The sequence below is a fragment of the Pseudomonas sp. NPDC088885 genome, assembly GCF_044750025.1.
GTDB lineage: Bacteria > Pseudomonadota > Gammaproteobacteria > Pseudomonadales > Pseudomonadaceae > Aquipseudomonas > Aquipseudomonas rustica.
Map to the genome: position 1 here is coordinate 1 of NZ_JBIVJB010000121.1, position 8,297 is coordinate 8,297.

Consider the following 8,297-nt stretch of genomic DNA (forward strand, 5'->3'; position numbering starts at 1 on the left):
ACTTAAGGGATCGGATCTGACCACCACTCACTGAGGCGTTTTCGCCGACGGCAAGAGTTGCTCCTTGAACGGAATATCAGCGGGTACGCTGATTCCGCTGGCAAGCCACTGACTGCTCCACCCGAGGATCAGGTTTTTGGACCAGTCGGCGACCAATAGAAACTTGGGAACGAGTTGGGATTCTTTCCACCACCCGTCCTGCTGTACCGGCCCCAGGCTCAACAGCCCGATCGCCACAACCACCAGCAACACGCCACGCGCTGCGCCGAAGGCCATGCCGAGGAATCGATCGGTCCCGGACAACCCGGTGACGCGTACCAACTCGCCGATAAGATAATTGATCATTGCGCCCACGATCAGTGTGGCGACAAACATGATGGCACAGCCCGCGATCACGCGAGCCGATGGGGTTTCGATGTATCCGGCGAGGTACTCGGACAATGAACCACCGAACATCCAGGCGACGACTCCTGCGATGATCCAGGTCACCAGCGATAATGCTTCTTTGACGAAGCCGCGGCTCAAACTGATCAAAGCGGAGATGGCGATGATTGCAACGATCGCCCAGTCAACCCAGGTAAATGGCACAGTGCAGCCTACAGACGGATAAGGCGGCGCATTTTAGCAGAGCGCATGCCTCTCGGTAAGCTGCGATTGTCAGTGCATTTCAATCGAGGCGATAGTTTTTAGCCGCGCTCAGGCTGGAAACGCACGACAAAACCCTTGAGGTTCTGCTGACGGCTCAAAAGATCACGCAAACGATCGGCTTCAGCGCGCTCGATCAGCGGGCCGACAAACACCCGATTCTTGCCATCGGCCGTACGGATATAGGCGTTATAACCCTGGCTGCGCAGGGTTTTCTGCAGGCTTTCGGCGCTGGCACGGCTCGACAGGCTAGCCAGTTGCACCGACCAGCTCACCGACAGACCGTTGGCATCGACGCGACTTTGCGTGGTGTCCGGCTTGCTCGCTGCGGCGCTCGGGCCGGCAGTAATCGGCTGAGCAGGCGCAGGAATCGGTTTCGAGGTTGGCGGCGGCGTTGTCGGTTTGACGATCTGCGCTGGCACTACCGGTGCGGCGGCGATCGGTGCCGAAGGTGCTTCTTGCTCGGCGACCTCTTCGTCCGTCGGCACAGGCTCTTGCGGCAAGGCTTGCGGCTCAGGCACGGCGACCGGCTCGACCTGCACTTGCGGCACGGTCGGGGCTTGCGGGGCAGCCGGTGCTTCCACGACAACCTGACGCTGTTCGTCCTGACGCGAAAACAGCATCGGCAGGAAAATCACCGCCAACGCCACCAGCACCAGAGCGCCAACCATGCGCTGCTTGTACGCTTTATCCAGCAAAGCCATTTGCCGCTTCCTCCGTGGAGCGCCGGGCCAACCATTCAAGGGCCTCGGCGACACAATAAAATGATCCGAACAACAGAATCTCGTCGTCGCTTGTCGCCACTGCGCATTGACCGTCCAGGGCGGCGGCGACACTGTCGTAAGACGTGACCGACGCACCAAGGTTCTGCAATGCCGCGTTTAATTCAGCCACCGGACGTGCGCGCGGCGAATCCAGCGGCGCGACAGCCCAATGCTCGACACTAGCATTCAATTCGCCGACAACACCATCCAGATCCTTGTCGGCCAACAAACCGAACACTGCCAGGCGCTTGCCGACCGGTGGCCGCGAGGCCAGCCGACAAGCCAGATACTCGGCCGCGTGCGGGTTATGCCCCACATCCAGCAACACATTCAGGCGTTTGCCGTTCCACTCGAACGAACGGCGATCCAGACGCCCGACCACGCGAGTCGCCTGCAAGGCGGCAATGATCTGCTCGGCATGCCACGGCAAACCGAGCAACAGATACGCCTGCAACGCCAGCGCGGCGTTCTCCATCGGCAAATCGAGCAACGGCAAGTCGCGCAGTTCGACAGCCTGCCCCTGCGCATCGGTACCGCGCCACTGCCAGTGTTGATCGGTGATACCGAGATCGAAATCACGCCCACGCAGGAAGAACGGACAGGCCAGTTCGCGCGCCTTGTCGAGCAACGGTTGCGGAGGATTCAGATCGCCACACAAGGCAGGTTTGCCCTGACGGAAAATCCCGGCCTTCTCGAAAGCCACGGATTCACGGGTGTCGCCCAGATAATCGGCGTGATCGACGCCAATGCTGGTGACCAGCGCGATGTCGGCATCGACCACGTTGACCGTGTCCAGACGCCCGCCCAGCCCAACTTCGAGCACCACAGCGTCGAGTTTTGCCTGTTGAAACAGCCAGAACGCCGCCAGGGTGCCCATTTCGAAGTAGGTCAGGGAAGTGTCGCCGCGCCCGGCCTCGACCGCAGCAAAGGCTTCGCACAGCTGTGCGTCAGTGGCTTCGACGCCATTGAGCTGCACCCGCTCGTTGTAACGCAGCAGGTGCGGAGAATTGTAGACACCCACGCTCAGGCCCTGCGCACGCAGCAATGAAGCCACGAATGCGCAGGTCGAACCTTTGCCGTTGGTGCCGGTGACCGTAATCACCCGAGGCGCCGGCTGGCCCAGCCCCATGCGGGACGCTACCTGTTGCGAACGCTCCAGGCCCATGTCGATGGCCGACGGATGCAACTGCTCAAGGTAGGCGAGCCATTCGCCAAGGGTGCGCTCGGTCATAGGCCAGCAGGTACCGGTGGAACCACGATCGGCTCGATTGGCGCGGCGACGAATTTCGGCGTCGGCTTGCCAGTCATTTGTGCCAGCAGGTTACCCAGACGCGGGCGCAGTTCCTGACGGTGGATGATCATGTCGATCGCGCCGTGTTCCAGCAGGAATTCGCTGCGCTGGAAGCCTTCCGGCAGTTTTTCACGCACGGTTTGTTCGATAACGCGCGGGCCGGCAAAACCGATCAGGGCTTTCGGCTCACCGACGATCACATCGCCAAGCATCGCCAGACTCGCGGAAACACCGCCGTAGACCGGGTCGGTCAGCACGGAGATGAACGGAATGCCTTCTTCACGCAGACGCGCCAGCACAGCCGAGGTCTTGGCCATCTGCATCAGCGAGATCAGTGCTTCCTGCATGCGCGCACCGCCGGAAGCGGCGAAGCAGATCATCGGGCAGCGATTTTCCAGCGCGTAGTTGGCAGCACGTACGAAACGCTCACCAACGATGGCGCCCATGGAACCGCCCATGAAGCTGAATTCGAACGCCGAAACCACCACCGGCATGCCCAGCAGGGTGCCGCTGACCGAGATCAGCGCGTCTTTCTCGCCGGTCTGCTTTTGCGCAGCCACCAGGCGATCCTTGTACTTCTTGCCGTCACGGAATTTCAGACGGTCAACCGGCTCCAGATCGGCGCCCAGTTCGTTGCGACCTTCGGCATCAAGGAAGATGTCGATGCGCGCACGTGCGCCGATGCGCATGTGGTGGTTGCACTTGGGGCAAACGTCCAGGGTCTTTTCCAGCTCCGGACGATACAGCACAGCCTCGCAAGACGGGCATTTGTGCCACAGACCTTCAGGCACCGAGCTCTTCTTGACCTCGGAACGCATGATCGAAGGGATCAGTTTGTCTACTAACCAGTTGCTCATGCTTTCTTTCTCCAGTACCGGCGGCCCGAACCTTTCGATTCGCAACCCCGCGTATGCCCTTGAGCTAAATTCATGTGTGCGGCGATGGTTGGTGAACCGCCACGGTCAGCGCAAAACATGACCTGCGTGCAATCCGGACAACCCTCAGCCACGCTTGCTTTGTGCAAGTGCATTGATGGACGGCGGCAGACTGCCAGCCGTCACATCAATATCGGCACCGCCACTCTGTAAGAACTAGTAGGAACTTGTAGGAGCTGACGAGTGCAACGAGGCTGCGATCCTTTGATCTTGTTTTTTACGATCAAAAGATCGCAGCCTCGTTGCACTCGTCAGCTCCTACAGGCTCCTACAGGTTCCTGCTGGTTCCTATTTCTCTTTTACTGCTTGGATAAATGCGCGGATCTTTGCGTGATCCTTGATGCCTTTGCTGGCCTCTACCCCGCCACTCACGTCTACGGCGTAGGGTTTTACCTGGGCCACGGCGCCCGCGACGTTTTCCGGGGTCAGGCCGCCGGCCAGAATCAACGGCTTGCTCAAACCTTGCGGAATCAAAGACCAGTCGAACGCCTCGCCGGTTCCGCCAGGCACGCCTTCAACATAGGTGTCGAGCAACACACCGCTGGCGCTTGGGTAGGCATCTACAGCTGCGGCGATGTCGTCGCCAGCCTTGACCCGCAACGCTTTGATGTAAGGACGATGCCAGCCTTCACAGTCTTCAGCGACTTCATCACCGTGGAACTGCAGCAGATCCAGCGGCACCGCACCGAGGATTTCCCCCAACTCGCAGCGGCTGGCATTAACGAACAGGCCTACGGTGGTCACGAACGGCGGCAACGCTTGGATGATCGCCCGCGCCTGTTGCACGGACACTGCGCGCGGGCTCTTGGCGTAAAACACGAATCCGATCGCATCCGCCCCGGCCTCGACGGCGGCCAGCGCATCCTCTATGCGGGTAATCCCGCAGATCTTGCTGCGAACGGCTGACATGTCGAGAAAAACTCCAAGGCAAAATCCGGGAAAGTCCCGGATGGTAACAAAAGCGTTCGAGGGCGTCAGCCGTCAAGTTCCGAGAATCCCGTAAGGAAATGTGGCCCGATAAAACGCTCGGGTAACGGGAATTCATCGTGATACTCGACCTGCACCAGATACAGGCCGTACGGATGCGCTGTCACCCCGCCGGAGCGGCGTTCACGGCTTTCCAGCACTTCCTTCATCCACTCGACCGGCCGCTCGCCCGCACCGATGGTCATCAGGACGCCAGCGATGTTGCGCACCATGTGATGCAGGAAGGCGTTGGCGCGGATGTCGAGAACGATCATCTTGCCGTGGCGGGTGACGCGCAGGTGATGCATCTTCTTGATTGGCGACTTGGCCTGGCACTGACCGGCACGAAAAGCGCTGAAGTCATGCGTACCGATCAAGTGCTGCGCGGCCTCGGCCATGCGCTCAACGTCGAGCGGGCGGTGGTTCCAGGTGATTTCTTCGTTGAGGTGCGCCGGACGGATCTGATCGTTGTAGATCACGTAGCGATAGCGCCGGGCGATGGCCTTGAACCGCGCATGGAAATGCGCCGGCATCACCCGCGCCCAACTGACGCTGATGTCGTGGGGCAGATTGATGTTGGCGCCCATGACCCAGGCTTTCAGCGAGCGATCGACCGTGGTATCAAAATGCACCACTTGCCCGCAGGCATGCACACCGGCGTCGGTACGTCCGGCGCACTGCAAGGAAACCGGCGAGTTGGCGACTTTCGACAGGGCTTTTTCGAGCTCTTCCTGCACCGTGGCCACACCCGTCAACTGGCGCTGCCAGCCGCTGTAGCGCGAGCCTTTGTATTCAACGCCCAGCGCAACGCGGTAAAAGCCGTCGGGGGCCATTTCGGCGACCGGGTTATCTATGTTTGCCAAGGTGGGACAGCCTGCTGTTTTTGCAAAGGCGGGCATTATAAGGCTGTGGATCAGGGATACCAGAGGTTCTCTGTCGCCTGTAACAATGCCTTCGCGATCAAGCCCGCTCCCACAGGGGAATGCATTCCAAATGTGGGAGCGGGCTTGCTCGCGAAAGCGGAGGATCAGGCACCAGTGAAACCCGCACAAACAAAAACGGCAGCCTCTATGGGCTGCCGTTTCGTTTACCGCTGGACTGATTACAAGCTCGAAAGCATGTCCTTGGCCTCGCCCCGCTGCTTCTCATCACCCTCGGTCAACACTTCGTTAAGGATGTCGCGCGCGCCGTCGCTGTCGCCCATGTCGATGTAGGCCTGAGCCAGATCGAGTTTGGTCGCCGCTTCATCAGTGCCGGAGAGGAAGTCGAAATCGTCTTCGCCCAGATCAGCGTCCAGCGCCGCATCCGCCTCAGTAAACGTCGGCTCGGCGATGTTCTGCGACAGACGATCCAGTTCGGCATTGACGTCATCCAGCTCCGCCGCGAACGCATCAGGCTCGGCCGGTGGATTGGAGTCCATCTCGTCCGCCAGCGACAGATCAAAATCGGCCGGCAATTCCAGATCGTCCTGCGGTACGTCAGCCACGACGGGCGGCTCAACCGGCGACAGGTCTTTCACGCCATCGTCCAGATCCAGCAGGAAGTCGTCTTCGGCCAGAGTGGCTGGCGACGGTTCGGCGCCGAGATCCAGATCCAGATCGAAGTCCGACAGATCGTCGAGGTTTTCTTTGATGTCGGTCTGCTGTTGCAGAACCGATTCAAAACTCAGGTCGTCATCCGCCGGGAATTCGTCGAGTTCGGCCAGTGCTTCCGGCGTTTGCTGCTCAACAACAGGCGCAGGCTCGATCGGTGTGATGTTGTCGAGATCGTCCAGGCTCAGGTCAAACGCGCTGTCGAGATCATCTTCCGCCGGTGCCGGGGCAGCAGCAGGTGCTTCCGGCTCATCCAGCAGCAAATCTTTGACGTATTGCGCGTCCAGTTCGGCAGCTACAGCGGCAGCAGCCAAACCACCGGCAGCGACAAGGGCCATGGCCGGGAAGCGGCTTTTCAGCTCTTCGACCTTGGCGAAGTTATCGCCATTGGCCACCAGTTGACGTTCCTGAGCGACGAACGCATCGCGATCGCCCTGCTGACCGTAGACTTCCATCAGTTTCAGACGCAGATCACTGCGCTGCGGCTCGAGGCTGACGCCCTCCTCCAGCAACGCAGCAGCCTGATTCAGGCGACCGGCATTGATATGCGATTGCGCTTTGTCGAGCACGTCATCGGAGCGCTCGGCAGCCGGAGAAACCAGCGGCGCCGCAATCGGCGTGGCCATGACCACTGGCGCAACGACCGCTGCCGGTGCAGGCGTTGGCGCCGGAGCCGGGGTATTGAGTGTGACGCTGGCGGCTGGTGTTTCCAGACCTTCGAAGCTGCTTTCCGGCAGATCCTGTTCGGCGGAGAACTCTTGTTCTTCGGACAACGCACGCGCCATGCGCATGTGTTTCTCGGCTTCCTGCTGAGCTTTGCGGCGACGCGCCAGCAGCAACAGCAGGAGCAGCAGAACCACCGCACCGCCACCGATCAGTCCCAACAGGACAGGATTGGTCAGCAGCTCGTTGAAGGTTTTCTCATCATCGACAACCGGTTTTGGCTCGGCAGTCGGCGCTACCGGCGCATCAACTGGCGGTGCAATCGCCGATTCCGGGGTTGGCGATGCGGCCGCTTCTGCCGGAGTTGCAGGCGGTGTCGCAGCCAAATCTGCAGTGATCGCAGGAACCGCTGGATTTGCAGCGTTAGTCGCTGGCGCAGCGCCCGAGCCTTCAGCCTGCAGCTTCGCCAGTTGATTGTTTTTCAGCTCGATCAGTTTTTGCAGCTTGTCCATCTGACTTTGCAGATCGGACACGCGGCTCTTCAATTCCTCGTTGTCGCGACGGGTCGTGTCGAGGCTTTCCTGCGTGACCGCCAGTTTGTTGCTCAGCGCCTTGGCATCGCCGGCCGGGCCCTTGCCGCGCGCCTTGGCGCTTTCGGCAGACACCAGGCTCAGATTGTCGCTGGTATTTGGCGCAGCGCCGCTATTGCCACGACCACGATTGGTCGCATCCAGCTGCTGCTGGCCAGTGCCAGGCTTGGCCACGTAACGACGACCCGAGCGCCAGGCGTCGTTCTGCGCAGCGACTTCTGCAATGGCAGCGGTTTGTGGCAGCGCGGTGCTTTGTGTCGAATCCGGCAGACGCAGCACCTGACCGGTTTTCAAGCGGTTGATGTTGCCACCGATAAAGGCGTCCGGGTTCAGCGCCTGAATCGCCAGCATGGTCTGCTGCACCGAGCCGCCATTACGCGCTTTCGCGGCGATTTCCCACAGGGTATCGCGGGCGGTCGTGGTGTATTGAGTCGAGTGCGTAGCGCCAGTGGTTGGCGCGGTGACGGTTTGCGACGGCGCCGGTTGCGCAGCGGCATCAGCCGTCTGCGGCGAGAACTTCGACGGATCGAGCAGTACGCTGTAGTCGCGCAGCAGACGGCCGTTCGGCCACATCACCTGCACGAGGAATTTCACCATCGGCTCGGACAGCGGCTTGCTCGACGTCACGCGCAGTACGCTTTTACCGCTGGCGTTGAGCACCGGGGTAAACGTCAGGTCATTGAGGAAGGCCTGGCGATCAACGCCGGCCTTGGCAAAATCTTCGGGTGAAGCCAGGCTCGGCACCACTTCGGCAGCGGTGAGATCCTTGACGTCGAGCAGCTCGATTTCAGCCACCAGCGGCTGGTTCAGGGTCGACTTCAGGGTCAGCTCCCCGAGCCCGAGGGCATGCG

7 protein-coding genes are annotated in these 8,297 nt (G+C 60.6%); all 7 read right to left on the minus strand.

The window, feature by feature from the left end:
* Positions 1-27: 27 nt before the first annotated feature.
* On the minus strand, positions 28-588 hold the full coding sequence (locus ACIP1X_RS25830) for a CvpA family protein (protein ID WP_053118946.1): 561 nt from the start codon (positions 586-588) through the stop codon (positions 28-30).
* 98 nt (positions 589-686) lie between these two features.
* Entirely contained in the window at positions 687-1,349 is a 663-nt protein-coding gene (locus ACIP1X_RS25835) for an SPOR domain-containing protein (protein ID WP_282354448.1), read from the minus strand.
* Positions 1,333-2,640 carry a bifunctional tetrahydrofolate synthase/dihydrofolate synthase gene (gene folC / locus ACIP1X_RS25840; RefSeq protein WP_400755689.1) on the minus strand — a complete coding sequence of 436 codons (1,308 nt, stop codon included), beginning with the start codon at positions 2,638-2,640 and terminating at the stop codon, positions 1,333-1,335. The genes ACIP1X_RS25835 and folC overlap by 17 nt, the downstream gene beginning before the upstream one ends.
* Positions 2,637-3,557, minus strand: coding sequence for an acetyl-CoA carboxylase, carboxyltransferase subunit beta (gene accD, locus ACIP1X_RS25845; RefSeq protein WP_008083214.1), 921 nt, complete (start codon positions 3,555-3,557; stop codon positions 2,637-2,639). The genes folC and accD overlap by 4 nt, the downstream gene beginning before the upstream one ends.
* A 366-nt stretch (positions 3,558-3,923) precedes the next feature.
* Positions 3,924-4,544: a phosphoribosylanthranilate isomerase gene (locus ACIP1X_RS25850; RefSeq protein ID WP_400755690.1), complete on the minus strand. Its 621-nt coding sequence runs from the start codon at positions 4,542-4,544 to the stop codon at positions 3,924-3,926.
* A gap of 65 nt (positions 4,545-4,609) precedes the next feature.
* Positions 4,610-5,434 carry a tRNA pseudouridine(38-40) synthase TruA gene (gene truA / locus ACIP1X_RS25855; protein WP_077571926.1) on the minus strand — a complete coding sequence of 275 codons (825 nt, stop codon included), beginning with the start codon at positions 5,432-5,434 and terminating at the stop codon, positions 4,610-4,612.
* Between the two features lie 269 nt (positions 5,435-5,703).
* On the minus strand, positions 5,704-8,297 hold a 2,594-nt coding region (locus tag ACIP1X_RS25860), incomplete at its 5' end, for a FimV/HubP family polar landmark protein (protein WP_400755691.1).

Excerpts from the sequence above, each read along its gene's own strand:
- ACIP1X_RS25835 (WP_282354448.1), bottom strand. The coding sequence starts at position 1,349 with ATGGCTTTGCTGGATAAAGCGTACAAGCAGCGCATGGTTGGCGCTCTG.
- accD (WP_008083214.1), bottom strand. The coding sequence starts at position 3,557 with ATGAGCAACTGGTTAGTAGACAAACTGATCCCTTCGATCATGCGTTCC.
- truA (WP_077571926.1), bottom strand. The coding sequence starts at position 5,434 with ATGGCCCCCGACGGCTTTTACCGCGTTGCGCTGGGCGTTGAATACAAA.
- folC (WP_400755689.1), bottom strand. The coding sequence starts at position 2,640 with ATGACCGAGCGCACCCTTGGCGAATGGCTCGCCTACCTTGAGCAGTTG.
- ACIP1X_RS25850 (WP_400755690.1), bottom strand. The coding sequence starts at position 4,544 with ATGTCAGCCGTTCGCAGCAAGATCTGCGGGATTACCCGCATAGAGGAT.